Source organism: Porphyromonas endodontalis ATCC 35406 (assembly GCF_000174815.1).
Classification (GTDB): domain Bacteria; phylum Bacteroidota; class Bacteroidia; order Bacteroidales; family Porphyromonadaceae; genus Porphyromonas; species Porphyromonas endodontalis.
Genome location: NZ_ACNN01000026.1, coordinates 160,613 through 184,110, shown reverse-complemented (window position 1 = coordinate 184,110; position 23,498 = coordinate 160,613). Strand labels below are relative to the sequence as shown.

Annotated in this window: 20 protein-coding genes and 1 tRNA gene; 19 read left to right on the top strand and 2 right to left on the bottom strand. The window is 46.6% G+C overall.

All coding sequences use genetic code 11. The annotated features are described in order from the left end of the window. Window positions 1–53 precede the first annotated feature (53 nt). The 8 genes from coaD to POREN0001_RS06640 all read left to right on the top strand — a co-directional run bounded on the left by coaD (window position 54) and on the right by POREN0001_RS06640 (window position 7,584). A complete protein-coding gene (gene coaD, locus POREN0001_RS06675) occupies window positions 54–506 on the top strand; it encodes a pantetheine-phosphate adenylyltransferase (RefSeq protein ID WP_004334152.1) in 453 nt (150 codons plus the stop codon). Window positions 507–846: 340 nt separating this feature from the next. Next, a complete protein-coding gene (locus POREN0001_RS06670) occupies window positions 847–1,209 on the top strand; it encodes an FtsB family cell division protein (protein WP_004334328.1) in 363 nt (120 codons plus the stop codon). Between the two features lie 24 nt (window positions 1,210–1,233). After that, window positions 1,234–1,593: a hypothetical protein gene (locus POREN0001_RS06665; RefSeq protein WP_004334128.1), complete on the top strand. Its 360-nt coding sequence runs from the start codon at window positions 1,234–1,236 to the stop codon at window positions 1,591–1,593. Further along, window positions 1,590–2,582: a pseudouridine synthase gene (locus POREN0001_RS06660; protein WP_004334345.1), complete on the top strand. Its 993-nt coding sequence runs from the start codon at window positions 1,590–1,592 to the stop codon at window positions 2,580–2,582. The genes POREN0001_RS06665 and POREN0001_RS06660 overlap by 4 nt, the downstream gene beginning before the upstream one ends. Window positions 2,583–2,599: 17 nt before the next feature. Next, complete coding sequence (locus POREN0001_RS06655; RefSeq protein ID WP_004334263.1) at window positions 2,600–4,699, top strand: protein-disulfide reductase DsbD family protein; 2,100 nt, start codon at window positions 2,600–2,602, stop codon at window positions 4,697–4,699. A gap of 6 nt (window positions 4,700–4,705) precedes the next feature. Continuing rightward, window positions 4,706–5,500, top strand: coding sequence for a nucleoside triphosphate pyrophosphohydrolase (mazG, locus tag POREN0001_RS06650; RefSeq protein ID WP_004334338.1), 795 nt, complete (start codon window positions 4,706–4,708; stop codon window positions 5,498–5,500). A 148-nt stretch (window positions 5,501–5,648) separates the two neighbouring features. Continuing rightward, a complete protein-coding gene (locus POREN0001_RS06645) occupies window positions 5,649–6,428 on the top strand; it encodes a class I SAM-dependent methyltransferase (protein WP_169307834.1) in 780 nt (259 codons plus the stop codon). 4 nt (window positions 6,429–6,432) lie between these two features. Beyond that, window positions 6,433–7,584 (top strand): hypothetical protein, encoded by a 1,152-nt coding sequence (locus tag POREN0001_RS06640; RefSeq protein ID WP_004334288.1) that lies wholly within the window; start codon window positions 6,433–6,435, stop codon window positions 7,582–7,584. Window positions 7,585–7,644: 60 nt separating this feature from the next. Here POREN0001_RS06640 and cbiD read toward each other — a convergent pair whose 3' ends face one another. Together cbiD and cobM are read right to left on the bottom strand one after the other, a co-directional pair. Further along, window positions 7,645–9,459, bottom strand: a complete 1,815-nt coding sequence (gene cbiD, locus POREN0001_RS06635; protein WP_004334305.1) for a cobalt-precorrin-5B (C(1))-methyltransferase CbiD — start codon at window positions 9,457–9,459, stop codon at window positions 7,645–7,647. Between the two features lie 22 nt (window positions 9,460–9,481). Next, on the bottom strand, window positions 9,482–11,317 hold the full coding sequence (gene cobM, locus POREN0001_RS06630; RefSeq protein WP_004334210.1) for a precorrin-4 C(11)-methyltransferase: 1,836 nt from the start codon (window positions 11,315–11,317) through the stop codon (window positions 9,482–9,484). 489 nt (window positions 11,318–11,806) lie between these two features. Here cobM and rplM point away from each other — a divergent pair, with 489 nt between their 5' ends. The 11 genes from rplM to rpiB all read left to right on the top strand — a co-directional run bounded on the left by rplM (window position 11,807) and on the right by rpiB (window position 23,427). Continuing rightward, window positions 11,807–12,262 carry a 50S ribosomal protein L13 gene (rplM, locus tag POREN0001_RS06625; RefSeq protein ID WP_004334296.1) on the top strand — a complete coding sequence of 152 codons (456 nt, stop codon included), beginning with the start codon at window positions 11,807–11,809 and terminating at the stop codon, window positions 12,260–12,262. Window positions 12,263–12,273: 11 nt separating this feature from the next. Further along, the gene (rpsI, locus tag POREN0001_RS06620) at window positions 12,274–12,660 is read left to right on the top strand and encodes a 30S ribosomal protein S9 (RefSeq protein WP_040581099.1); all 387 of its coding nucleotides are present in this window, start codon (window positions 12,274–12,276) and stop codon (window positions 12,658–12,660) included. A gap of 236 nt (window positions 12,661–12,896) precedes the next feature. Beyond that, window positions 12,897–13,766: a 30S ribosomal protein S2 gene (gene rpsB / locus POREN0001_RS06615; RefSeq protein WP_004334284.1), complete on the top strand. Its 870-nt coding sequence runs from the start codon at window positions 12,897–12,899 to the stop codon at window positions 13,764–13,766. A gap of 38 nt (window positions 13,767–13,804) precedes the next feature. Beyond that, window positions 13,805–14,629 (top strand): translation elongation factor Ts, encoded by an 825-nt coding sequence (gene tsf / locus POREN0001_RS06610; RefSeq protein ID WP_004334090.1) that lies wholly within the window; start codon window positions 13,805–13,807, stop codon window positions 14,627–14,629. Between the two features lie 339 nt (window positions 14,630–14,968). Further along, window positions 14,969–15,892, top strand: coding sequence for a hypothetical protein (locus POREN0001_RS06605; RefSeq protein WP_147286656.1), 924 nt, complete (start codon window positions 14,969–14,971; stop codon window positions 15,890–15,892). Window positions 15,893–16,092: 200 nt separating this feature from the next. Continuing rightward, a complete protein-coding gene (gene alaS, locus POREN0001_RS06600) occupies window positions 16,093–18,717 on the top strand; it encodes an alanine--tRNA ligase (protein WP_040581019.1) in 2,625 nt (874 codons plus the stop codon). Window positions 18,718–18,720: 3 nt separating this feature from the next. After that, window positions 18,721–19,803 carry a 3-dehydroquinate synthase gene (aroB, locus tag POREN0001_RS06595; protein ID WP_004334049.1) on the top strand — a complete coding sequence of 361 codons (1,083 nt, stop codon included), beginning with the start codon at window positions 18,721–18,723 and terminating at the stop codon, window positions 19,801–19,803. A 31-nt stretch (window positions 19,804–19,834) separates the two neighbouring features. Continuing rightward, window positions 19,835–19,909, top strand: a tRNA-Pro gene (locus tag POREN0001_RS06590). A 500-nt stretch (window positions 19,910–20,409) separates the two neighbouring features. Further along, window positions 20,410–22,002, top strand: coding sequence for a sensor histidine kinase (locus POREN0001_RS06585; RefSeq protein WP_004334199.1), 1,593 nt, complete (start codon window positions 20,410–20,412; stop codon window positions 22,000–22,002). Between the two features lie 66 nt (window positions 22,003–22,068). Then, entirely contained in the window at window positions 22,069–22,797 is a 729-nt protein-coding gene (gene rprY / locus POREN0001_RS06580) for a response regulator transcription factor RprY (RefSeq protein WP_004334336.1), read from the top strand. A 195-nt stretch (window positions 22,798–22,992) separates the two neighbouring features. Then, window positions 22,993–23,427, top strand: coding sequence for a ribose 5-phosphate isomerase B (gene rpiB / locus POREN0001_RS06575; protein WP_004334311.1), 435 nt, complete (start codon window positions 22,993–22,995; stop codon window positions 23,425–23,427). Window positions 23,428–23,498: the final 71 nt, after the last annotated feature.

The following is a 23,498-nucleotide window of genomic DNA, read 5'->3' as shown; positions in this document are numbered from 1 at the left end:
TCTCTTGGTAGATTCTCTTTTATCCTACACCTTGAACCTAAGATTTTGTTCTAATGACTACTGCTCTCTTTGCCGGGTCTTTTGATCCCTTTACCATTGGCCATGCCGATATTGTAACGCGAGGTCTGCGTTTGTTCGACTCTGTGGTTATAGCTATTGGTGTTAATGACAAGAAACAACCCCTCTACACTTCAGAGGAGCGACTTCGCCAAATCTCTTCTTTTTATGCAGAAGAAAAGCGTATCAAAGTAATCGCTTATACAGGGCTTACAGCGGATATTGCCAAAGAAGTGGGGGCTACGGTGCTTCTTAGAGGGATCCGTTCCGGACTTGATTACGAGTACGAACGCTCTTTGGCAGACATTAATCGTTGTCTTACGGGTATAGAGACTGTATTCCTCTTTACAGCTCAACATTTGTCTCATGTTAGTAGTGGGGCTATTCGAGAACTTATCAACCATGGTCACGATGTTTCTGGCATGCTCCCTCCCGGCTTTGTCCTCTAGTTTGTTTTTTTGCTCTATTAATCCGTATTCTCTGCCCTATTTCTTTTCTTTTTTAGGCTGGTTTTGGAGGTGATTTTAGGGCAAGAACTTTTTTCTTACAGGGCAGGATTTTTTATGTTTTTACCTAGTGTGGAGAAACATCAAAGTGTAGAGTCGGATTTTAGGCTTCCCATAAGGGGAATTGGACCAATGGACACATTCTTTTAAAAACTGAGGGAAGTTAAGGGAAAAGATGTATTTTTGTACCTAGAATATGGTTGTATCCAAATCTTCCGGAATACCACGAAGGGCGGGAGAGGTAAGAAAACAATCTTAGAGGACAGAGTGTTTTGTATAAACTATGATAGGTAAGAAGTTGGGCAATAGAGTGGCAGCACGCACACGAGATTTTCTCAAGCGTATTGATCGATACAATGCGGCACATCCGTGGGTATTGGCACTTGCTTGTTTTGTTCTCCTGTCTGTAACGGAGCTTGCTTTTGGTGAGGCAAGTGTCTTTAAGCAGATAGAGCACAGAGCTACCATATCGCGCCTTAAGCACTCTGTACGAGATGCAAGGAAAAAATTTGAGCAGGATAGTTTGGCTCTTCAGCAACTCAATGAACGCGAAGAGTTGGAGCGTATTGCTCGGATAAAGTACAACTTTGAGAAGCCTGGAGAGGTTACTTTTTTGATTGTAGACACTACTTCTCATCAAGATTAAAAATGAGATAAATCAGGAGTATATATGCGACGAACTAATTCATCTTGGCTCAATGCAATTGTCTACACCGTAAGCACCTCTATACTTCTTGCAGGGCTTATTCTACGGATTCTTGTTGTATGGCCTCATGCTCGTTACATCCTTCTCTTGGGTTCCTTGGGGTATTTGTGGGCAGTAGTAGCCTATCGAGCCGGTAAAGATACGCTCCGAATTAGGCGTCTCATTCGTCTAGCTCATTTTTCCGGATTGCTTTGGCTCGCGGGTACTGTGTGCCTATTTTTCAAGAGTGAGTTGTGGATCCTCTTTTTTTCAGTGGCTTGCGTATTCATGCTTTATAGCAATATAGCATTGAGTCGTGGGGATAGTAAATCTCGTAATAAATGACCTATAATAAAAAGGGAACTCCACGGCGCTATCGTCGTGTAATAGTGCAAGGGACAGCTTCTGAGGCTACTACACTTATGGGTATGCTCTCTCAGTTGCTCCCCGAGAGTAGCCGAACGACCCACAAACAATACCTAAGAGATCGTTGTATAAAGGTCAATGGTCAGGTCGTTTCTGAGCACAACGCCCCAGTAGCAGTAGGGGACGAAGTAGTTGTGTATAGTGTGGGGTTTGCTCCTGTATTGGACAATACAGAGGTGAAAGTACTATGGCAAGACGATTGGTTTATCCTTGTGCAAAAAGAGCCGGGGATCCCTACGATCGCTTCCAAACCCGGGGATAGACATACAGTATACCGGATTGTTGCAGACCACTATAAGAGTGGAGATGCTCGGGAAAAGATATTCCTACTCAATCGACTTGATCGGGACACACGAGGATTAATCCTCTTTGCTCGTGATAGGGAAGTGCAGCAGGAGATTTTAGATAATTGGGAGAAATACATTTTGAGTCAGACTTTTTCCGCCTTGGTCGAAGGCGTTGTTCCCGAAGAAAAAGGCGAGTTTGCTCCCCCTCCCAAGCCTAAAAAAACGGTGGGAGATAAGGACACCAAAAAGAAGGTGGTGGTCTCTCGCCGCTCTCGAGCTACCTATCTGGTGGAGGAGAGAGGGCAGTGGCGTACTCTTCTCCGGATCTCTTTACTAGGGCGTTATAATGGTATTCGCAGTCAGCTCAACGAGAAGAAGTATCCCTTAGTTGGCGAAAGCAAAGGCGTGATCAAAGGGGCTCCCTCTATCGCCTTAAGCCAACAAGAGCTAGTGCTATTGCATCCTATAACGAAGGAAAAACTCCGTTTTGAGTCGCCTATTCCCTCCTTTTTTTACAAGTTACTACGCCGTCGTTTGACTACTTCAGAGCGCAAAATCATCGAAAAACGAACAGAAAGTGAGAATGACCTTTCTTTCGATTCTCTCAAAAAAATAGACTGAACTAATTACATTAGCCTATGTATCAGAAAATAAAGAATCTTTCTTTCCTAAGCTTTTTTTGTAGCCTAGCATTGCTCTTCTCTTGGGCAGCTAAGGCTCAGATGCAGAATGACATCGTTACCTGGAAAGCCTCTCTAGAGGATAAAGGTACGGCAGAAAAGACCCTTGTTTTTTCTGCAAAAATCAAGTCTGGTTGGCATATTTATGATCAGAATATGCCGGAAGATGGCCCCAACTCTACGGAGTTTAAGTTTTACAAGCTCCAAGGAGCAAAACGTGTAGGGGGTTTTGTTGCCGATCGTAAGCCTCACGAGGCGTATGAAAAGCAGTTTGAGATGACAGTGCGCTCTTTCGATGGAACCGTTACTTTTCGTCAGAAAATCGTTGTTACAGATGCCGATAAGTTTGCTATAGAGGTCGGTGTAAAATCTCAAGCTTGCAACGATGAGGCGTGTCTTCCTCCGGATGGGATTGAAGTTTCTTTTTCGCCCAAAGATCTCAAGTCTAAGGCTGTAGATGCAACTTCTGAGGCCGATGGGGTTACTGATGCTGTGCTAGCCGATAGTACGAGTGCCGTAGTGGCTGATAGTGCGCTAGTTGCTGCAGCTACTTCCTCTGCGGGAGGAGACGCAGAAGCTCTATGGACCCCTGTAATTGATACACTCAAAGCCTATGGGGATGAATCCCTAAGTCGGGCAGATGCTTCTCTCTGGCAGATTTTCATTTTCGGCTTCTTGGGTGGGTTAGTGGCCCTTATAACTCCTTGCGTTTGGCCGATGATCCCCATGACGGTGAGCTTCTTCCTTAAGCGGACTAAAGAGCGTAAAAAAGCAGTTCGCGACGCTATCCTCTATGGGATGGGCATCATCATTATCTATTTAGTATTGGGCTTGGCTGTAACCATTGGTTACGGAGGAAGTAAGCTAAATGAGCTTGCTACCAATGCCGTTTTCAACCTTATCTTCTTTGCTCTATTGGTACTTTTTGCAGTATCATTCTTTGGGGCATTTGAATTGGTTCTTCCCTCTAAGTGGACCAATAAGATGGACAGCAAGAGTGACTCAACAACGGGTTTTGTGAGCCTCTTCTTCATGGCATTTACATTGGTACTCGTCTCATTCTCGTGTACGGGTCCCATCATCGGTACGCTCCTTGTACAGGCTGCCTCTATGGGGCAATACCTAGGGCCGGCGTTGGGTATGTTTGGTTTTGCCTTGGCTTTGGCTCTTCCCTTCTCCATCTTTGCCATATTCCCCAATATGCTCCAAGGACTGCCAAAGAGTGGTGGATGGCTCAATTCGGTAAAGGTTGTAATGGCATTCCTCGAATTGGCTCTCTCTCTCAAGTTCCTCTCCATTGCGGATTTGGCATATGGCTGGGGTATCTTAGACCGTGAGACTTTCCTCGCATTGTGGATTGTGATTTTTGCCTGCCTTGGTTTTTATCTTCTTGGGAAAATTCGTTTCCCCCACGATACGCCTATGGAAAAAGTGGGAGTAGGGCGTTTCTTCTTAGCTCTCATATCGCTGTCGTTTGCCGTCTATATGATACCCGGGCTTTGGGGTGCACCTCTTAAGGCTATTAGTGCTTTTGCTCCTCCTCTTTATACGCAAGATTTTAACCTCTACGAGGGCGAAGTACATGCAAAATACACCGATTATGAAGAAGGGGTGGTCAAAGCGCGTGAGATGGGCAAGCCTATTCTGCTTGACTTCTCCGGTTATGGGTGTGTCAACTGCCGCGAGATGGAGAATAACGTTTGGATTGATGACAAGGTAAAGCAGATACTCGATGAAGATTATGTTGTGATTACTTTGATGGTCGACGATAAGACGGAATTGCCCGAGGTTATAGAGGTTACAGAGAATGGAAAGACTCGAAAACTACGCACCGTGGGCGACAAGTGGAGCTATCTGCAGCGTAGTAAGTTTGGTGCTAATTCGCAACCTTTCTACGTTCCTATAGACCATGTAGGGATGCCTCTTGGTCCTTCGTATCAGCATGATTTGGATATCAGCAAATACGTTCACTTCTTAGAGAATGGGAAGAAAGAGTTTGCGGCTCGCAAGGATGGTAAGCCCATTCCTTCTCTTGCATCGCCCTCGCCACAAGAATAAACAACAATGAATAGCAAGGCAGAGAAACTTGAAGCTTTTGCTCGCCTTCTAGATGTTCTCGATACCCTAAGGGCGCAATGCCCTTGGGATCGGGAGCAAACTAAAGAGAGTATCAGAGCCAATACGATAGAGGAGGTCTACGAACTCTCGGAGGCTATCTTGCAAGAAGATTATCAGGATATGAAGAAGGAGCTCGGTGATGTGCTCCTTCATATTTGTTTTTATGCCCTAATGGCTCAGGAGGAAAACCGCTTCGATATTGCGGATGTATGCAACACTCTTTGTAATAAACTTATCTTCCGCCATCCTCATGTGTACGGCGAGAGTGTTGTGAATACAGCCTCGGCAGTGACCTCGCAATGGGAGCAGATAAAACAGCAAGAGCGGGGAGGAAACAAAACGGTACTCTCTGGAGTCCCCACCTCCTTGCCCTCTCTGGTAAAAGCTTATCGCGTCCAAGACAAAGCTCGAGCCGTGGGTTTTGATTGGGAAGAAGCGCAGGAAGTCTGGACAAAGGTGCAGGAGGAGATACAGGAGGTACGCCAAGCTCTAGAGACAAAAGATGCCGAAGATGTCGAAGGTGAGTTCGGCGATTTGTTGTTTGCAGTAGTGAACGCGGCTCGGCTCTATGGGGTCAATCCTGATAATGCATTGGAGCGAACCAATCGTAAGTTTATATCTCGTTTCGGTTATATAGAGAGCCAAGCCAAAGCCCAAGGTCGAGATATAAAGGATCTCACTCTTGCTGAAATGGATGCCCTTTGGGAGGAAGCAAAACATCTAAAGCACTCGCAAAACTGATCTTGACCAGAGATTATTCTTAGTTATTTCTTCTGTGATCTGTCCTATTTGTCACCATCAGCAGCAAACTCCTATGGGGATTGCTTCGGATCATTTGGTAAGTAGCAAGAGTTTCCCTCTTGTGCGTTGTAGTCATTGTGGGCTTATTATGACTGGATCCCTTCCCGTAAAAGAGGGGTTGGGAGCCTACTATAAAAGCAATAACTACATATCGCATAGCGATGTGCACAAGGGGCTGATGAATCGCCTTTACCATGCCGCTAGGCGCAGGATGCTCAAGCAGAAGGGGACGTTGGTAAAGCGAGCTACCCCTCATATAGAGGGTGCTTCTCCTCGCCTTTTGGACGTGGGTTGTGGTACGGGATACTTCGCTCATCACATGCAACAACTGGGCTATCAAGTTTCTTGTGTAGAGCAGGATGCCGAGGCTCGTGCGTTTGCTAAAGAAAAGTTTTCACTCACGCCCTCAGAGGCTTTGTTGCACACCGACTGGGCAGATCGCTCCTTCGAGGTTATTACGCTTTGGCACGTTCTGGAGCACATTGTAGACCTTGAGGATCACATGCAACGCCTATCCCAACTTGTCACTCAAGGGGGAGCTTTACTGATAGCTGTCCCCAATCCTACAAGCTACGATGCTCAGCTCTTACAAAGCGAGTGGGCTGCTTACGATGTTCCCCGCCACGTATGGCACTTTACCCCCGATAGCCTGATAACTCTTGCCGAACGGTACGGATTCCGTTTGGAGAAGCTCCGCCCTATGTGGCTTGATGTCTATTATATTGCTCTCATGACCCAGCAACAACGAGGGCGTAAAGGCCTAAATGCTTGGCTTCGGGCAGTGGCAATTGGGCTTTGGGGTAACGTGCGGACTCTGATGGATGCGCGTGCCGCGAGTTCGCTTATTTATCTTTTCCGCAGAGTTTAATACGATGAAACATTTTCTCCACTACCTATTGCTCCTTTGTTGTTTGAGCCTATTTGGGAGTGGGTTGCAGGCTCAAGACTCTCTTCGGTGGAGTGCCAATCTTGGAGCTGAAGGTTTCTTTCGAAACAATGAATATGCCCAATCTTATGGTACAGGCTACACGCTCCCTGGGTATCGTTTGCAGGGGACTGTTGCCTACTCCATGCCCGAAGTGCTCTCAGGAGCTGCAATAGAAGTGGGAGCCCATGCCACGGGTTTCTTTGGAGCAAGACGCTATCCTACGGGTACATGGTGGGCTGAGCTGCCCCATTGGACGGACGAATCGACCGTAAGCGCCGTACCTCATCTTGTTCCTCTCTTCGGTGTCCTTCTTCGCGCCAATCCCCATCTTGAGGTGCGAGTGGGGCGAGTGGATAATAGCGAAGCGCACCAACTTATCCAGCCTTTGTACAATCCCGAATTGCATTATTCTGCCGATCCGGAGATGGGCGTGCAGTTAAAGGCCAATTATCCTTGGCTCAAGAGCGATTTTTGGATTGACTGGCAGAGCTTCACCTTCCGAGCCGATCGGCATCAAGAAGCATTTACCATGGGACTCTCTCTTGACCTCCCTATTGTGGAAAAAAGCACCTATTCTCTGAGTGCTATAGGGCAGGTGGTAGCTACACACCGAGGGGGAGAGATAAGTTGGCATCGTCATGATACGGTGCATAGTTACTTGGCGTCAGCTATCGGGTTACGTGCTTCCTGGGCATTATCGCATGGCAGAATGGAGGCGGCTACGTATTATCTGCCCTCTCTTCTTAGGGCAGAGGCTCCTGCGCCTATGGGGCATGCCTTTTATGTCACCTTGGGATATCAAAGAAAACATTTGCTCACAGAGCTTGCTTATTGGCAGGGTAGTCACTTTGTCTCTCCCATGGGAGGCCCCTTTGTTAATAGTCGGGTGCTTTGGGAGGGGCCCTTGGTTCGGGATCAAGAGCGGACTTCGTTTCTGGGGATTCGAGCGCATTACCAATTCTTTTCTACCCCTCTTGTGCAGATGGCATTCGTGGCTCGGGGGTGGTATCATCTCCTCGATTTGGAGGGATCCCCCAAGCGTTTTAGCCACTCTCTAGAGCTAAATCTTGCGCTTACTCCCCGCTTCCGTTTTTGATTTTACCCCCTGATTAGGGGAAAATCTGATAACCTTCTCTCTTAGTAAAGAGGGGAGGTTTTATATTTTCTCGGGATAGGAGAGTATCGTTTCTCCTCCTTCGCTTATAAGGTGTAGTATGATGGGGGTATTGGGAGATAGCTGTGAGGCTGTTACGGAGTGGCACCTCTGGAGGAGGGCAAGGAGGAGGCGATCTCGCTCTTGGATGTAGGGAATGCCCCAAAGCTCTCGCGCCATGGTTAGCTCGTCAATCAAGGCATGTGTATCGGAGCTAGTGTCTACTTCGTAAGCTACTTTGTGCAGAAAATCCTTGTTCATAACGACCTTCTTGCTGTGGGTGTCTAGGTTACCCTCTGCCAGCTTGACCGCCTTACCTACCATGATACCTAGGCTAACCGAAGCAAAGTGCATCTCCTGGGCTATACTGAGAGCATCACCAATAAAATTGCCGTAATGCACAAAGGCTTGAGGGGGCAACTGGGGGTAAAGGGCTTTTATATAAGCCTCACTTTTGGCTCCTGAGTTCATAACAAGGCGGGAGGGGCTAAGGGCAAAAGCCACGCTACACTCCTTGCGAAGGGAGTCCACAAAAGCCTCGTGGGAAAAGGGTTTTACGATACCGGAGGTGCCGATAATAGAGAGCCCTCCTACTATGCCCAAGCGAGGATTGAATGTTTTGGCCGCAAGAGCTGCCCCATCCGGAATGCTTATGGTTACATCAATACCACCCTCGGGATAAAGGGCTCGGAGCTCTTGTGTGATAGTACGGCGGGGCGTGGCATTGATAGCAGGAGAGCCAATGGGAAGTCCTAATCCGGGCAAGGTAACTACGCCTACGCCCTCACCTTGCAAAAAGCGTAGTTCATCCCCCGCTACAAGCTCTACTGTAGCTGCAATGATGTGCCCATGGATCACATCGGGGTCGTCTCCTGCATCTTTTCGGATGGTTGCACGAGCCTTGGTGGGAGATAGGCGTTCTATGCTCTCAATAGGGAGCGTTATAATTTCGCCATCGGGTAGGGCTACCTCTACTTCTTGCTCTTCACTCTCGTAGAGTAGAGCCATAAGGGCAGCTTTGGCTGTGACTGTGGCACACGTCCCTGTGGTGTATCCTCGTTTGAGAGGGAAGTAGTCCGGGATATAACGGCGTACCATGCGGTATAATCCATGTTGCCCCTCAACGAGATGAAAGTGTGGGGGGAGTGGTGGGCGCACTACAACGTAAATACGAATGCCTGCACGTCGGGCAGCCTCTATTTTCTCTAAAAAACCACCACTTTCTCCACTCTCTTTGGTTATGATGGCATCAGGATGAATTCGGCTAATGGGTGCATCTTCCCCCTCTTCGGGCGTGTAGAAGATCAGTTGTTGCTCAGGAAATCCCTCTTTGCAGGCAATATCGAGGGACTCTTGGCGTGATAGGATGCGGAATGTTGTCTTGCGCTGTTGCCAAAATCGACGAAGTTTCCCAACGGTTTGAGTGCCAGTGAGAGCCAGCAGATGCCTAACTCCATCCGCAAGCATCCTATCTACAGCCTCTTCGTAGCTCGAGCAGTAAGTTATATCCTGGGCATGAGGGGGATAGTTTCTCTCCAAACGGATAACGGGTATCCCCAGCGATAGACTTGCCACTCCTATGTTTCTATGTAGCTCTTGGGCAAAGGGGTGGGCTGCATCTATGATAAGACGGATCTCGTGTGTACGACAAAACTCCTCAATGGCAGGGGCATCCATGGCTCCTGTAATGCGCTGCACAAGGGGCTCTTCTACCTTCTGTTGCTCTCCACGTGTGGAGTAGTAAAAAGGTTTTCCCCCCTCGGTGAGCCTGTCAATAGCTATACGCCCCTCTGTTGTACCTCCAAAGACGAGAATCATATAAGAGTGGATAGACTTTTTCTTATTTGCGGAAGAGATGTTTGAACTCGTCTGCATAGAGCCGTGATACCCCCTCGCGGTGATCAATGGCCTTGCCTACTACGAGTAGGGTTGTGAGGGTGAGATTATTCTCGCGCACCAGTTGAGCAAGTTGGCTTAGCTCTCCTCGATAGATTCGTTCCTCCTTGTGTGTGAGTTTATAGCAGGCTGCAACGGGCGTATTGGGAGGGTAAACTTGTAGCAATTCTGCCTGTACTCGCTCCACAATGACTGCACTTAGGTATATGCACATGGTGCTTTGGGAGCGAGCCAGTAGGTGGAGTTGCTCTCGTTCGGGCATGGGAGTGCGCCCCTCGCCACGTGTGAGTATAATGGTTTGCACCTCCTCGGGAATGGTAAACTGCGAGCGTAGCGCAGCAGCGGCAGCTTGGAATGAAGAAATCCCCGGGGTGATGTGATAACTCATATTATAGCGGTCGAAGAACGCCATTTGCTCGGCAATTGCCCCATAAATACAAGGGTCTCCCGTGTGTAGTCGCACCACAAAGAGTCCCTTGTCATAGAATTCTTTCATTAGAGAGAACTGTTCCTCGAGATTCATATTGGCCGAACTTCGTATCACAGCCCCCTCTTTTCCATAAAGAGTTAGCTCTCGGGGTACAAGACTCCCCGCGTAGAGGATTAGGTCGGCTCTCTGGAGCATCTTTTTCCCTCGTACCGAGATTAGCTCCGGATCCCCGGGGCCTGCCCCTACAATTTCGATATGCCCTTGAGAGCGATCGCACGAAAGGGGGAGAGCTACGGCAAAGGTGAAGTCGTTTTCGTTTTTGGTGGAACCTTTTGTCTTCTCGATAAGAAGTCGCCCCTTTTGAGAGGAGGCAAGAGCGGAAGCCTCAGCTACGCCCCATACTCCGGTAGTCTCGTATACTTTTTGCGAGGGGTGTGGTACCTCTATCTCACCAAGTTGTGATGCCGTATAAATTTGGGGAGAGGGGCAGGTAAAGTGCTTGGCAAGATGAGCTATGAGAGGCTCATCTTTTTTTAGTTCTATCGTGGCAATCTCGCCGATAGCAAGGGGAGAAATGCCTGCACTTATTAGAGTTTGCTCTATCGTATCACTAACACCAAGGGTAGGGCAGTCTCGTTTACAACCCACCCCGAGCGTAAGAAGCGGAGTATAGTATGCTAAGTGAAGAATATTCTGAGGAGAATAGATGCTATACCCCACGGAGATAAGGAGGTCATATTTTGCAAGAGGTATATCCTCGTATTGGTAGAATATATCTACATGGGGAGGGCGAGAAGCTTCTAAATGCTCAGCGCCTGAGGTTCGTACCTCTAGTAGTAGTGCGGTCTTTTTCCCTCCCACGAATGCAAATATCGCCTGATTCATCTCTTGGGGAGAGATGGTGGTATGCCATCCCCACTGACCAGCGAGAAGGTCTAAAGCCCAGAGGTCTTGATTGTCGCTTTGGGTTGTGATAATGGCTTCTCCGCCCGTAATGCCGGCCAAGTGGCGTGCCAATTCGTTGCCGCCTCCCACGTGACCGGATAGTACGGGTATCACAAATTTGCCGGTACTATCCACGTTCACCACAGCCGGATCGTGGTATTTGTGAGCCACCTGAGCTGCAATACAACGCACACAGATGCCTAGAGCTCCAACAAAAATGAGGGCAGAGCATTCTCCAAAGTGTTCCTCTACAAAGGTCTGATAGGAGCTGATAAAATAGGTGCCCTCGGCCTCTCCTTTGTAGTAAATGATGGCGTTGGGGAGTTCTTTTTGTATGGTACGAGCGACCTTTAGCCCCGCTTCTGAGATTACTACTAGGGCAGTCTCTTTCTTCTCTTTACTCATAACTGAGGTGCAATTATATCGGGGTGCTATGTACTTTTTTCTCCTGTTTTTTCGTCACAAAGGTACAGATTCGCCCCCGAAGAATGCGATACTTTGGTAGATATGGGTCAAGGGGGCTGTATAGTGGGCGTGAAACGCTCAAAAAACGCTGCCTGATAAATAAATCGCTACAGGCTAAGAAAAAAATATTTCTCAGGCAAAGTGGGAGGGGCTTTCTGCCTAATAAATCTGAGGGAATAGGGCAGAAATATAGTTGCTATTAGAGTGGAATTTTGTACCTTTGCCGCGCTGATTATTATCGAAAGATAAAGAAGCTCCAATAATGGCAAGGTGCTGAGCGAGTCTCTGCCTTGGTACTACTCGAAGAGAGGACCCTGTCCAAGCCCTCTAGATTGCGAGGTAGTGGGTGACAATGGTAGAGGCTATAAGCCGCGTAGTGTTGAGCCGGAAGAGGAGTAGTAAGTAACACAATTGTAAGTAAAAGAAGAAATGAACTCTGTAAGTTACCAGACAGTATCGGTGAACAAGGCAACTGCATCCAAGGAATGGGTGATTGTGGACGCCGATGGTCAGAGCTTGGGTCGTTTGTGCTCCAAAGTAGCAAAGCTTCTTCGTGGCAAGTACAAACCCAGCTTTACTCCACACGTAGATTGTGGCGACAACGTTATCATCATCAATGCCGAAAAGGTTGTGCTCACGGGCAAGAAGTGGGAAGATCGCGTTTATCTCAAGTATAGTGGCTACCCCGGTGGTCAGCGCGAGTTTAGCCCCCGTGATCTCCAGAAGAAGGGGTCTGATCGTCTCTTCCGCAAAGTAGTAAAGGGTATGCTCCCCAAGAATAAGTTGGGTGATAAGCTCCTCAACAATCTCTACGTATACGAAGGTAGTGAGCATGCACATGCCGCTCAGCAGCCTCGTACTATTGACATCAACACTCTTAAATAACCCCTCGGATGATGGAACAGATTAATGCAATAGGCCGTCGTAAGTGTGCCATAGCACGTGTATATGTAACCGAAGGCACAGGCAAGATTGTAATCAATAAGAAGGATCTTGCTAATTACTTTCCCTCTAGCATTTTGCAGTTTGTAGTGCGTCAGCCACTCAACAAGCTCGAAGTTGCTGAGAAGTACGACATTAAGATAAATCTCCGTGGTGGAGGTTTTAAGGGTCAGAGCGAAGCTGCTCGCCTTGCTATCACACGTGCCCTTATCAAGATCAACCCCGAAGACAAGGCTACGCTCCGCGCTGCAGGTTTCGTAACTCGAGATCCTCGCGTGGTAGAACGTAAGAAGCCAGGTCGTCCCAAGGCTCGTAAGAGATTCCAATTCAGCAAGCGTTAATCTCCTTCTCTTTCCCCTCTACTGCTCTCCGTTACGGAGAAACAAAGATTATTTTTTTGGCACGATAGAAGGGAAGAATACAGATTACTCGCGTTTAGTATCTAAACTGCTTGGATGGCTCTTTTTCACCATCTCTTGTACATACATCCGGTGGGTACAAATGGGAGGTAGAACCCTACCAAGTGGTTGCAAAATCAATGGTTTAATCAATCAAGAACGTAAACGAAACAAACAATATGGCATCGATCACATTCGAACAGCTACTCAAAGCCGGGGCTCACTTTGGACACCAACCCCGCAAGTGGAATCCCGCTATGGCTCCCTATATCTTCATGGAACGTAATAACACCCATATTATCGACCTCCACAAGACAGTTGCTAAGATAGAGGAGTCTACCGAGATTATCCGCAATATGGCACGCAACGGCAAGAAGATCTTGTTCGTAGCAACCAAAAAACAAGTAAAGGAACCCGTCGAAGAGCTCGCGAAGTCTGTAGGTATGCCCTACGTAGTAGAGCGTTGGCCGGGCGGTATGCTTACCAACTTCCCCACCATCCGCAAAGCGGTAAAGAAGATGGTGCAAATAGACAAGATGAAGGAAGATGGTACCTATAGCAACCTCTCAAAGCGCGAAAAGCTCCAAGTAGAGCGTCAGCGTGCTAAGCTTGAGAAGACGTTAGGTTCTATCCAAGATATGAACCGCTTGCCTTCGGCTCTCTTTGTTGTAGACATCATCAAAGAACACATTGCCGTGCGCGAAGCTACTCGTTTGGGTATCCCTGTATTTGCTATCGTAGATACCAATGCAGATCCTAAACTTGTGGATTATGTTATCCCTGCTAATGACGACTCTAGAGAAACTGTTGAGCTCATCATGGGTGCTATGTGTAGTGCCATTAGCGAAGGGCTTACCGAGTACAAGTCTCAGAATGTAGAAGAAGAGGTAAAAGATGAAGCAGCTGTAGAAGGAGCCCGCTCGGGTCGTCGTACGCGTGCCGGTGCTCGTCGTGAGCGCTCTAAGGAGACCTCAAAAGAGGCTCCCGAAGCTACTAGCGCAGAAACCGAAGCACCCAGTGTAGAAGCTGAAGCTCCTGCTGCCGAATAACAACACTCTTTTCAGAAAACATACTAGAAATAAAGGAAATGGCTATTTCAATCCAAGATATTGCAAAGCTCCGCAAGATGAGTGGAGCAGGGCTTACGGACTGCAAGCACGCCCTCGAAGAAACAAATGGAGACTTCGACAAGGCTATGGAGATTATCCGTGCTAAGGGTAAGGCTGTAGCTGCTAAGCGTTCCGATCGTGAAGCTGCCGAAGGGTGCGTACTTGCAGACCACGCTACTGGGTTTGCAGCAATCGTATCTCTTCAATGCGAAACTGACTTCGTTGCTAAGAACGAAGGGCATATCCAATTGACTAAGGATATACTCAACGTGGCAATGGCTAAGCAGCCTGAGAATAAAGAAGCACTCCTTGCTCTTGCTCTTGCTGATGGTCGCACGGTGGCCGATCACATCACAGACCGCACCGGTACTACAGGAGAAAAGATGGAGCTCGGAGCTTATGAATTCGTAAAGGCTGAGCATACAATTTCTTACATCCACCCGGGGAATAAGCTTGCTGTTGTTGCTGCTTTCAACGAAGCTGTTGATCAAGAAATGGCTCGTATGACAGCTATGCAGATTGCTTCTATGAATCCCGTTGCTGTTCGTGAGGAAGAAGTTCCCCAAGAAGTGGTAGAGCGTGAGCTAAAGATTGCTCGTGAGAAAGCCCTCGAAGAAGGGAAGAAACCCGAGCTTATCGATCGCATTGCCCAAGGTGCCCTACAGAAGTACTACAAGGAAAATACCCTCCTACGTCAGGCTTTTATTAGTGATGGCAAGATGGATGTGGAAGCTTACCTCAAGACAGCAAGTAAGACTCTTACAGTGAATGCTTTCCGTCGCGTAACACTGAACGCAGAGTAAAGCACTTCCTTTCTCTCCCCCTCGGACTTCTTGGATAAAGGGGCTACGGTAGAGAGAAATAGATAATGTACTACTTTTATACCCACTCGTCCTCTCTCTTGGGGGATGGGTGGGTTTTCTGCATTATTCTCCCTTTTTTATCGCCTCATAATACTAGAATATCGACGATTTCTTTTCGTCTCAGCTATTGTGAGGAATAAATAAATTGCTATCTTTGCGGCGTTGGGCTTCCTCTTTTTAGAGGCTGGGTTTTTGGGGCTTGTGTGTCAAAAACTCCGGATCTCGGGAGGATCCTACTAGCGTGCAGATAATGAACAATTTAGATATGTCTAACACTAAATGAAATTGAAAATGAAAAAGTTTTTTGCGGCACTTGGTGCCTTGGCAATCGTAGGTATGGTTGCCGTGGGATGTAAAGGGAAAGACCCTAAGGTTGAAGACTCCATTACAGTAAAGCAGAGAGGAAAGGATGTTACTGCTCTTACTATGAGTGTTGGCGACAAAGTAGCGATTACTACTAATGCAGCTTCTGCAGCAGATGGTGCTCTCGTTGTGGTTGCTAAACCCGCTGGTTTCACGGTAACAAGTTCTGATCAGAACGTTGTAGCAGCTTCTAACACAGCTCTTGAGGCTAAGGCTGCTGGTACTGCTAAGGTTACTTTTACTTCCGGTAAAGCTAAAGTGGAAGTTGCTGTTACAGTGAAAAAAGGAGAAGATGTAACTTTCGATCCTAAGAATTTCCTGGGGAAAGAGATCTATATTCCTAGCGACAAGAAGTTTGAGATGATGAAGGATTGGAAAGCTGAATTGCTAAAGGCTTATGGGTCTATAAATTGGGAGTTTACAGCTTATGATGATGACAAGAACTCGGAGCGAACATATCTCTTTGTTGCTAAAGACGGAGTTCAATCTGTGCTAGGACGTGTAACTTTTGTTCATAATCCTACGTCAGGCCCCAAGTTTATCTCTGCTGAAGCAGGCTATCAATTAGGTTTTTGGAAGAAGGACACCCAGAAAAATCTTCTCGATCTCTTTGGTTTTGTTGATAACCAGAAACTTGATGCTAAACTGAAGGATGGAACACCTGCTGCTGGTGGTGAGAATAAAGCCCGTGGGTTGGATGCTCTTATGTTCATGAAAAAGCAGACGGCGCGAAATGGTCAAGAGTATGAACATGTGACTCTTCAAATTTCGGAATTGCAATCTAAATCTGCTACTACTCTTAGCAAACGTATGCCTTATAGCATCCCTTATGAAAAATGAAATAACTTTTTTCTCTTAAGGATTTAGTAAGAAAGCCCTTGTATCTGATTTCAGATATGAGGGCTTTCTCTTTTTGATACTCACCCATGGGGTCTCTCTTCTTTTTGGGGAGGCTTTTTTTATCCCTAGAGATGCCATATAGTAGCTAATTTGTACCTTTGCACGCATAAGAAATAAAGAGAGAACCATATTATACAGATATGATGACTGCGAATGAGATACGTGCCGCTTTTGTGGCATTTTTTGCTGAGAAGCAACACCATATAGTACCCTCTGCCCCTATGGTAGTTAAGGGCGATCCTACCCTTATGTTTACCAATGCTGGGATGAATCAATTCAAAGATATAATCCTTGGGAATGTGGAGGCAAAGTATCCGCGCATTGCAGATGCTCAGAAGTGTCTTCGCGTGAGTGGTAAGCACAATGACCTCGAGGAGGTAGGGCACGATACCTATCATCATACTATGTTTGAGATGCTCGGTAACTGGTCTTTTGGTGATTACTTCAAAGAAGAGGCTATCTCGTGGGCATGGGAGTTCTTGCACGAGCGTTTGGGGATTCCTGCCGACCGCTTATATGCTACCATATTTGAGGGAGCTGAGAGCGATGGTTCAGAGAGAGATAACGAAGCAGCCTCCTATTGGGGACGCTTCCTCCCCCAAGAACGGATTCTCGATGGTAATAAAAAGGATAACTTCTGGGAGATGGGAGAGACAGGTCCGTGTGGGCCTTGTAGCGAAATTCATATTGATTTGCGAAGCGACGAGGAGCGTATGCAGCAATCCGGTAGGGAGCTCGTAAATCGAGATCACCCCCAAGTAGTAGAGATTTGGAACCTTGTATTCATGCAATATAATCGTATGGCAGATGGCTCTCTATCTCTTCTTCCGCACAAAGTAATTGATACCGGTATGGGCTTTGAGCGTCTTTGTATGGCCATGCAGGGGAAACGCTCTAACTACGATACCGACGTCTTTCAACCCTTGATTGGAGCCGTTGCCCAGCTCTCGGGTATTCCCTATGGGAAAGAGGAGAGTAGTGATGTGGCGATGCGCGTAGTTGCAGACCATGTGCGCACTATTGCATTTGCAATTACAGATGGTCAGCTCCCCTCCAACGCCAAGGCCGGTTATGTTATTCGTCGTATTTTGCGTCGTGCTGTACGCTATGGATACACTTTCTTAGGGCGTAGAGAAGCCTTTATGTATGCTCTCCTGCCCACTCTTATTGAGTCTATGGGAGGGGCTTATCCCGAACTAATAGCACAGAGAGAGCTTATCCAAAAGGTGATGCGAGAGGAGGAAGAGAGCTTCTTGCGTACACTGGAGGCTGGCATCAAACTCCTTGATAAGAAAATAGAAGAGTTGGGAAATAAGGGACAACTCTCGGGGCACGATGCGTTTGTGCTATACGATACATTCGGCTTCCCTCTAGACTTGACGGAATTGATCTTGCGTGAGCATGGTATGACTCTTGACCAAAAGGGATTTGATCGTGAGATGGCAGAGCAGAAAGCTCGAGCACGGAGTGCCGCTCAACTTGAGACGGACGATTGGGTAACTCTCGCAGAGGGGGAAACTCTCTTTGTTGGGTACGATCAGACGGAGGCAGACTGCTCTATACTTCGCTATCGCCACGTAAAGCAAAAGAATAAAGACTTCTATCAAGTTGTACTCTCTGCTACTCCCTTCTATGCCGAGATGGGGGGACAGGTAGGCGACTCCGGTATTCTTGTAGACGAAGAGGGCATGCGTTATGCCATCGTAGATACAAAACGTGAAAATAACCTCCCCGTACATCTCATGCCTAAACTCCCTAATGATCCCGGACAAACCTTCCGTGCTGAGATCGATCAGGAGCGTCGTCGCATGGCAGAGGCCAACCACACTGCAACGCATCTCTTGCATCAAGCCCTTCGCATGGTACTTGGGGAGCATGTAGAGCAGAAGGGCTCTTTTGTGAGTCCTGAGGTGTTGCGCTTCGACTTCTCGCACTACAATAAACTCACCCCCGAGGAGATTCGCCAAGTAGAGGAGCTAGTAACCCAGGCAGTACGTGCCGATTATCCGAGAGAAGAGCATCGTAATATACCTATTGCCGAGGCTCGTGCTATGGGGGCTATGGCTCTCTTTGGAGAGAAATATGGCGAAGAAGTACGCGTTATGAAGTATGGCACTTCTATCGAATTGTGCGGGGGTACTCACGTCCCCTCTACGGGTATGATTGGGGCTTTCCGTATTGTGTCCGAAAGTTCGATTGCTGCCGGAGTACGTCGTATCGAAGCCGTTACCGCAACTAATGCAGAGGCTTTCCTCTACAAACAAGAGGATACGCTCAAGGAGATAAAAGCTCTTCTCAACAATACTCCAGATGTAGTAAAGGCTTTGCAGAAGCTCCTCAGTGAAGAGAGCGCCCTCAAATCCGAACTTGATACTCTGCAACGATCCCATGCAATAAGGCTCAAAAAAGAACTTTTGGCATCGAGCATCGAGCGTTCCGGCTATCGCTTATTTGTACTGCAAGGAGAAGAAAAGGCCGACATAATCAAGGATATAGCCTTCCAATTGCGAGGCGAGTTGCAAGAGCCTTTCGTTTTTGTGGCAGCAACCACAGAGGGTGCAAGAGGGCTTCTCTCCGTAATGTTGAGTGAGGAGGCGGTTACCTTGGGGCTCCATGCCGGCAATCTCGTAAAAGAGGCTGCCCGCCTGATCCAAGGTGGTGGTGGCGGACAGCCCCACTTTGCTACAGCAGGGGGGAAAGACGCTAATGGGCTCCCCCAGGCTCTAGAGCTAATCCTCTCTCGGGTGGATGCCCACGCTAGATAAGCTATGTCATTAGCGACCTCTCCCTCTTACATTGCTCTAGATGTGCTTAACGAAAGGTGGCTACCTTTCTATGCAAAGGGAGACTTTGACCGTTGTCTAGCGATTGTAGATGAAGAGGTCGCAGTAAAGGCTGCCCAGCGTCTCGCTCCCCTATGGGCTTGTGTAGAGCCTTGCGACCGTCTTGTGATCCCTGGTGGAGAAGGAGTGAAATCCCTCTCTCGTGTGGAAGAAACGATTGATTGGCTTCTTGCACGATCGGCTACGCGTTCAACGCTATTGGTAGCTGTGGGAGGAGGAGCCTTGCTCGACTTTCTGGGATTCGTTGCCTCTATATATAAGAGAGGTATACCTTGTGTCTATGTGCCTACCACTCTCATGGCCATGATTGATGCTTCTATCGGAGGAAAAACGGCGGTTGATTATGCCGGGGTAAAGAATCTGTTAGGAGCCTTTTCTCTCCCCAAAGCTGTGATGATAGATCCTCAATTCCTATCTACCCTGCCGCAAGAGGAGATACTCTCGGGGTATTGGGAATTGGTGAAATATGGACTTCTCTCCTCGGGAGATCTATGGAAAGAAATCAAAGGATTCGATCCTCTTGGTAGTATAGACTCTTGGCTCCCCTTCATAAATAGGAGTGTGGCTCTCAAAGAGCAATTTGTGGAGGCCGATTTTACCGATAAGGGGCTTCGCCAATGGCTAAACCTCGGACATACCCTCGGACATGGAGTGGAGGGGCTATCGCATATCCGGGCTCAAGAAAGTTCAAGTAGGGTACTGCGGCATGGTGAGGCCGTGGCTATCGGGCTCGTATGTGAACTTTATCTCTCACATGTTTTGCTTGGTGCTGATAAAAGTTATCTCTCAGATCTTATCGCCCTTATGAGGGAATATTTTTCTCCCTATACTTTTTCTTGTAAACATTATCCTACTATCCTGTCTCTCCTTCATCAGGATAAAAAAAATGAGGATGATACTGTTTCTATTATTGCCTTTAAGTCTCTGGGTCAGATGGAGAAACTCTCTTGTACGGACGACTTACTCAAAGAATCTCTCGATTTTTATCGGGAAATGTTTGGTCAGTAGAAAAAAAGTATCTACCTTTGCAGCCGTTGTTCGGGATGTAGCTCAGTCCGGTTAGAGTACGCGTCTGGGGGGCGTGGGGTCGCTAGTTCGAATCTAGTCATCCCGACAAAAGTTGGAAGAAGCACTTTGCATAGAATTGCAGAGTGCTTCTTTTTTTTTAAGAGGAGAGAGAGAAACCCACTCTCTTGGTATGGACGATCAGGGCGAGGAAAAGTGAGTTTTATCTGCCTATTAGAATTGTTGAGGGTATCATAAAGGGGGGCTTGATTGCCTTTCTGTTTTTCTTTACGGAGAGGAATCCCCTTTCTGTCTAGTATATCCTTTATTACTTATTTTCAAGACTTCTTTGGAGCCTGACAGAAAGGTTTTTAAAAGAGATATTATTAAACCTCTTGCCTATTAGGGGATTATTGTTATTTTTGTACTTGTAAGATGATGCGAGAGGGTGTAAATAGAAAGCTAATTATCGCGTTTGGGAGTATCCTCAAGTACCCGAATTCGCAGATTTTCCGAGGGCAAGGAGGGTTTGCGTTGTTCCATAACAAAAGAAATTATCCCCTGATGTATTGTATTGCATAAGAGAGAGCAAAGAGGTAAGGAGGTTGTATGTTTAAGAAGCGTTGGGTCATAATTCTTTTCGTTCTACCTGTTTTGGCTTTGGCTGTATCACTCTATATGCAGTTCCGTTTCCTACGAGATATGCATGAGATGCGTCAGGAGTATTTTCTTTCTAATATAAAGAATGCTGTAGATCAAGCTGTAGAGGAGGTGGAGCGAGAGGCTGTGGCACAGTTTGTTGCTAGTCAGCTCGACCTTCGTAATATGGTTTGTAAGGTGCAAGAGGATTGTCGAGAAGAGGAGCGTAGGGCATTACCTTCTGTGCTTGATAAGCGTATCAAAGATCTTGTTTCATGGAATTCTTCGGCCAATCGCTCTCGTTTTTCTAATCGCTCAATGGCATATTTAGAAGATACCCTCCCACCGCCTCCTCCCGTTGTAACGGATTCTCGTTCGCTGTTTACAATGGGAATTCAGAAACGATTGCTTGATGCTTACTTATTTCATCAAGACGCACTTAACGAAGTAATACTGAGTTCTATTATAGACTTGGAGAGTGATATTCATCCCTCTTTCGACAAGATTTCTTACTCTTATCTCGATGCTTGTCTCAAATATTCGCTAGAGAGTGTGGGCGTATACGAAGACTTTATAGTTCGTATTTACGATAAAGAGAACCATTTGGTGTATGAAAAAGGTCCTTCTCACAACGCTCTTGCTACTCCGGAGAATAGTGTACGGCATACCCTTTTCGATAAGATTGCAATGAGCAATTCTGGACAGGGGTTCGTAGATGTTGTCTTTTACGAGCATGATAGATATATCACAACACATACCTACACAGTTGCTACCATATTTACTACACTGGTCTTATTGCTAGTATTTGCCGTAGCTCTAGTTTTCTTTGTCCGCCAGCAACGTTTTGAGCGAGGGCGAAAAGACTTTGTGCACAACATGACCCATGAGCTAAAGACCCCTGTAACATCAATAAAATTAGCATCTGAGATGCTTGATGATGACGTACTTGTAAAAGATCCTGCACGCCGTCATCGTTTACTTGGGGCAATGCAAAGCGAGACTAAGCGGCTCTTTTTCTTGATAGAGAAGATTTTGCAGTTTACGCTTGTCAATGAGAGTAGAGTACGATTTAATCCCTCTTTATTTGATGCTCATAGCCTGCTCGAAGATGCTATTACGGTCTATTCCTTTAAGTGCGAAGAGAAAATGGGAGTAATGACTTCGGACTTACGTGCGAAGAATAGTTATCTCAACGTGGATAAGATGCACTTTCAAAACATTATATTTAATGTGTTGGACAATGCCATTAAGTACTCCAAACCCAATGTGCCTCCTAGGCTTTATTTATCTACATCAAATCCTAAGCCCAAAGTGCTTCGCATTGAGATAAAAGACAATGGTATTGGCATATCGCGTAAGGACCAACGTAATATATTCCGTCAGTATTATCGAGTAGATACGGGAGATATACACGATGTAAAAGGTTTTGGATTGGGGCTTTCCTATGTAAAAGCCACAGTCAAATCTATGAAAGGGCATGTAAAAGTAGAAAGTGAGATAGGGATAGGAACAACCATGATCTTCGAGTTGCCCACCGAAGACGCTCCCTTAGATGAACAATAGTCCTCCTTTAGATTTTCTATTATAGAGGGATTAAGAATAAAAAGAAACAATCAATAATAAGTAGCTATGAATGAAAAAACGAAAATCTTTTTCTGCGAAGACGATGACAATCTAGGTCTCTTACTCAAGGAATATCTTGATACCAAGGGATTTGAAACGCATCTCTTTCGCGATGGTGAAGAGGGGCTTCATAACTTTGAGAAGACAGAGTACGACCTCTGTATCCTTGATGTAATGATGCCTCGTAAGGATGGTTTTACTCTTGCTAGGGACATTCGTGCAATCAATACTATGGTGCCCATTATTTTCCTCACAGCAAAAACAGAGAAAGGTGATGTGCTTCATGGCTTTGAAGTAGGGGCTGATGATTATGTAACAAAGCCATTCAGTCTCGATGAATTATTAGCTCGCATCGAAGCTATATTGCGACGTGTAAAGGGAGTTGAGTCTAAGATAATGCCCTACTATCAGTTGGGTAAGTTCTTTTTTGACATACAGAAGCAAACGCTTACAATTGGTGAAAAGGTGATTAAACTCACCACTAAGGAAAGTCAGCTTCTCAGTCTCCTTTGCTCTTTTGCAAACGAAACTTTGGAGCGCAACTATGCCCTTAAAACAATTTGGGAGAACGACAATTACTTCAATGCACGTAGTATGGATGTATACATTACCAAGCTACGCAAAATCTTGAAGGAAGACCCCTCTCTCGAAATTAAGAACGTACATGGGAAGGGATACCGCCTCAATACAACATTGGGAGATGGTGTACCCGAAGATCTTGTAACCAAGATTTAAGCAAATAGATAGGTCTAAGCCTATCCATCAATGGCTTGGGGAATGAGTGCTGCTACCCTCTAGTGGGTGTATGAAGTGGCTCATTCCCCTATGTTTGTCGTGCGCAAAAAGGAGATAATTTTTTATCCGGGGCATCGTGGAAAAAGGGCTAAGGATTTTACGAAAGAGATAAAATAAAGAAGTTTTTTATTTGCTATGAAGAGATTTGGATTGTGTTCGGATCATGCCGGTTTTGCTCTCAAAGAAGAGGTGAAGAAGATCCTCACAGACCTGGGTATTGAGTATCAAGATTTTGGCACTTACAGCGAAGAGCGTGCCGATTATCCCGATTTTGCACACAAATTGGGAGAGGCTATTGATAGTGGCGAGCTAGAGTGGGGGATTGCCATATGTGGCTCGGGTAATGGCATATCTATGGCTCTCAATAAGCATCCCCATGTGCGTGCTGCACTTTCTTGGAACGAAGAGATTGCGGCACTGGGTAGAGCACACAATAATGCCAATGTGCTTTCGCTCCCTGCTCGATTTGTTTCGTTGGATGAGGCTAAGAAGATTATAATGGCATTCCTCTCTACAGATTTTGAGGGGGGACGGCATGAAGCTCGTGTAGCAAAGATTCCTCTTTGTTAAGAACAGAAAGAAAATCTCTATAGATATTACGGGGGAGACTTTACTCAAAATAAGTCTCCCTTTTTTTTGTG

Excerpts from the sequence above, each read along its gene's own strand:
- coaD (WP_004334152.1), top strand. The coding sequence starts at position 54 with ATGACTACTGCTCTCTTTGCCGGGTCTTTTGATCCCTTTACCATTGGC.
- POREN0001_RS06670 (WP_004334328.1), top strand. The coding sequence starts at position 847 with ATGATAGGTAAGAAGTTGGGCAATAGAGTGGCAGCACGCACACGAGAT.
- POREN0001_RS06665 (WP_004334128.1), top strand. The coding sequence starts at position 1,234 with ATGCGACGAACTAATTCATCTTGGCTCAATGCAATTGTCTACACCGTA.
- POREN0001_RS06660 (WP_004334345.1), top strand. The coding sequence starts at position 1,590 with ATGACCTATAATAAAAAGGGAACTCCACGGCGCTATCGTCGTGTAATA.
- POREN0001_RS06655 (WP_004334263.1), top strand. The coding sequence starts at position 2,600 with ATGTATCAGAAAATAAAGAATCTTTCTTTCCTAAGCTTTTTTTGTAGC.
- mazG (WP_004334338.1), top strand. The coding sequence starts at position 4,706 with ATGAATAGCAAGGCAGAGAAACTTGAAGCTTTTGCTCGCCTTCTAGAT.
- POREN0001_RS06645 (WP_169307834.1), top strand. The coding sequence starts at position 5,649 with ATGACTGGATCCCTTCCCGTAAAAGAGGGGTTGGGAGCCTACTATAAA.
- POREN0001_RS06640 (WP_004334288.1), top strand. The coding sequence starts at position 6,433 with ATGAAACATTTTCTCCACTACCTATTGCTCCTTTGTTGTTTGAGCCTA.
- cbiD (WP_004334305.1), bottom strand. The coding sequence starts at position 9,459 with ATGATTCTCGTCTTTGGAGGTACAACAGAGGGGCGTATAGCTATTGAC.
- cobM (WP_004334210.1), bottom strand. The coding sequence starts at position 11,317 with ATGAGTAAAGAGAAGAAAGAGACTGCCCTAGTAGTAATCTCAGAAGCG.
- rplM (WP_004334296.1), top strand. The coding sequence starts at position 11,807 with ATGAACTCTGTAAGTTACCAGACAGTATCGGTGAACAAGGCAACTGCA.
- rpsI (WP_040581099.1), top strand. The coding sequence starts at position 12,274 with ATGGAACAGATTAATGCAATAGGCCGTCGTAAGTGTGCCATAGCACGT.
- rpsB (WP_004334284.1), top strand. The coding sequence starts at position 12,897 with ATGGCATCGATCACATTCGAACAGCTACTCAAAGCCGGGGCTCACTTT.
- tsf (WP_004334090.1), top strand. The coding sequence starts at position 13,805 with ATGGCTATTTCAATCCAAGATATTGCAAAGCTCCGCAAGATGAGTGGA.
- POREN0001_RS06605 (WP_147286656.1), top strand. The coding sequence starts at position 14,969 with ATGAAATTGAAAATGAAAAAGTTTTTTGCGGCACTTGGTGCCTTGGCA.
- alaS (WP_040581019.1), top strand. The coding sequence starts at position 16,093 with ATGATGACTGCGAATGAGATACGTGCCGCTTTTGTGGCATTTTTTGCT.
- aroB (WP_004334049.1), top strand. The coding sequence starts at position 18,721 with ATGTCATTAGCGACCTCTCCCTCTTACATTGCTCTAGATGTGCTTAAC.
- POREN0001_RS06585 (WP_004334199.1), top strand. The coding sequence starts at position 20,410 with ATGTTTAAGAAGCGTTGGGTCATAATTCTTTTCGTTCTACCTGTTTTG.
- rprY (WP_004334336.1), top strand. The coding sequence starts at position 22,069 with ATGAATGAAAAAACGAAAATCTTTTTCTGCGAAGACGATGACAATCTA.
- rpiB (WP_004334311.1), top strand. The coding sequence starts at position 22,993 with ATGAAGAGATTTGGATTGTGTTCGGATCATGCCGGTTTTGCTCTCAAA.